Source organism: Rhizobacter sp. P2_H2 (assembly GCF_056403375.1).
Genome location: NZ_JBFUFP010000934.1, coordinates 1 through 2163 on the forward strand (window position 1 = coordinate 1; position 2163 = coordinate 2163).

The window sequence follows — 2163 nt, forward strand, 5'->3', positions numbered from 1 at the left end:
TCGAATGGCCGTCCTGGTTGACGGCCGAGCCGCGCACCACGGCGAGCACGCGGTCGCCGTCGGCGATGGYATCGGCGAGGCGCTTCATCACGATCACGCCGCAGCCCTCGCCGCGGCCGAACCCGTCGGCGCTCTGGTCGAAGGTCTTGCAGCGGCCGTCCGGCGCCATGAAGCCGACCTTGCTGAGCGAGATCATCAGGTCGGGCGTCACCATCAGCGAGACGCCGCCGGCCAGCACGGTGTCGCTCTCGCCGTGGCGCAGGCTCTGGCAGGCGAGGTGGATCGCGACCAGCGACGACGAGCAGGCGGTGTCGATCGAGATGCTGGGGCCGCGCAGGTCGAGCAGGAACGACAGGCGGTTCGCCAGCACGCTGTGCACGGTGCCGGTCAGCGTGCGCGCGTCGATCGCTTCGGGGTCGCGGTATTCGAGCAGCTGGTAGTCGTTGTGGTAGCTCGCGATGAAGACGCCGGTGCGGCTGCCGCGCAGGCGATCGCGCGTCAGGCCGGCGTCGTCGAGCGACTCCATCGCGACCTCAAGGAACAGCCGCTGCTGCGGGTCCATGCGCTCGGCCTCGCGCGGCAGGATGCCGAAGTACGCGGCGTCGAAGCCGTCGATGCGGTCGATGAAGCCGCCCCACTTGGTGGCGGACTTGCCGGGCGCGGAGGCATCGGGGTCGTAGAGGGCGTCGGCGTCCCAGCGGTCGGCCGGCACCTCGCGCACCGCATCGACGCCGTCGACGAGCACCTGCCAGAACGCCTCGGGGCTGTCGGCACCGCCGGGGAAGCGGCAACCCATGCCGACGATCGCGATCGGGTCGGCGCGCATCAGCGCCTCGCTCTGCGCGCGCATCTGCTGGGCCATCAGCGCGAGCTTGACGGCGGAGAGCTGGTTCAGCGGCGGAACAGGCTTGTCGCTCATCGTCAGCGCCTCTTGCGCAGCAGGCGGGCTGCGTCTTCGTCGGAGAGTTCGGCGACGGCGGCCAGCACCGGAGCCGCGGCCTCGGGTGCGGCAGGCGGCACCGCGGCCAGCTCGTGATCGCCCGCCAGGAACGCCACCAGCGCATCGACCGTCGGGTAGTTCCACGCCAGCGTCGCCGACAGCGGCTTGCCGTGCAGCGGCTCGAGCCGGTTGCGCAGCTCCAGCGCCATCAGCGAGGTCAGGCCCATCGTGCCGAGCGGCTTGCGGGCGTCGATCTTCGCCGGCGTCAGCTTCAGCACGCGGCCGACGACGTCGCGCACCGCACGGTCGAGCGCGCGGCGGCGCTCGGCCGGGTCGCTGCTCTCGACGAGCGGCGCATCGCCCACCGGCAGCGCCGCCTCGGCGAGCAGCTCGTTCAGCAACGCCACCTCGCGCGCGCCCAGGCTCTTGCGCATCGCGCGCCAGTCGACCGGCATCACCAGCAGGTGCGGCACATCCTGGCGCAGCGCGTCGCCGAGCAAGGCCAGCGCCTGCGACGGCGCGAAGCCGCCGATGCCCTGGCGCTGCAGCTCGTCGAGCTGGCGCCGGCCGCCCTCGCCGCGCATCACGCCGGTCTGCGTCCACACGCCCCAACCGATGCTCTGCGCGTGCTGGCCCTGCGCGCGGCGCTGGCGCGCCAGTGCGTCGAGGAAGGCGTTGGCCGCGGCATAGCTCGCTTGGCCGGCTTGCGGCATCACGGCCGCCATCGACGAGAAGAACACCAGGCGATCGAGCTCGGGCAGCGCGCGGTGCAGGTTCCACGCGCCCTGCAGCTTCGGCGCCAGCACCGCGGCGAGCGACGCGGCGCCGAGCTCGTGCAGCAGCGTGTCGTCGGTGATGCCGGCCGCGTGGATCACGCTGCGGATCGGCGGGCGGCCCTCGGCGCGGTGGCGCGCCAGGAAGGCCGACAGCGCGGCCTCGTCGGCGACATCGACCGGCACGTAGTCGATGTGGGCGCCTTGTGCTTCCAGTTCGCGCACCGCCTGCACCGCCGGCGTCGGCGATGCAGCCCACTGCTCACGCGCCGGCAGCGGCGTGCGGCCCAGCACCACCAGGTGGCGCACGCCCTGCGCGACCAGCCAGCCGGCCACGTGGCGGCCGACACCGCCGAGCCCGCCCGTCAGCAGACAACTCGCATCGGGGCGCCACGGCAGCGCCAGCGTCGGCTGCGGCGCAGCGCGGCGCAGCACCGGGCGCGTCCAGCG

The 2163-nt window shown here is 73.4% G+C and carries 2 protein-coding genes; both read right to left on the reverse strand.

Going from position 1 to position 2163, the window contains the following annotated elements:
- Positions 1-919, reverse strand: a 919-nt coding sequence (locus AC1D15_RS28425; protein WP_477828651.1) for a beta-ketoacyl synthase N-terminal-like domain-containing protein, incomplete at its 3' end; no start/stop codon positions are given.
- A gap of 2 nt (positions 920-921) precedes the next feature.
- On the reverse strand, positions 922-2163 hold a 1242-nt coding region (locus AC1D15_RS28430), incomplete at its 5' end, for a beta-ketoacyl reductase (RefSeq protein ID WP_477828652.1).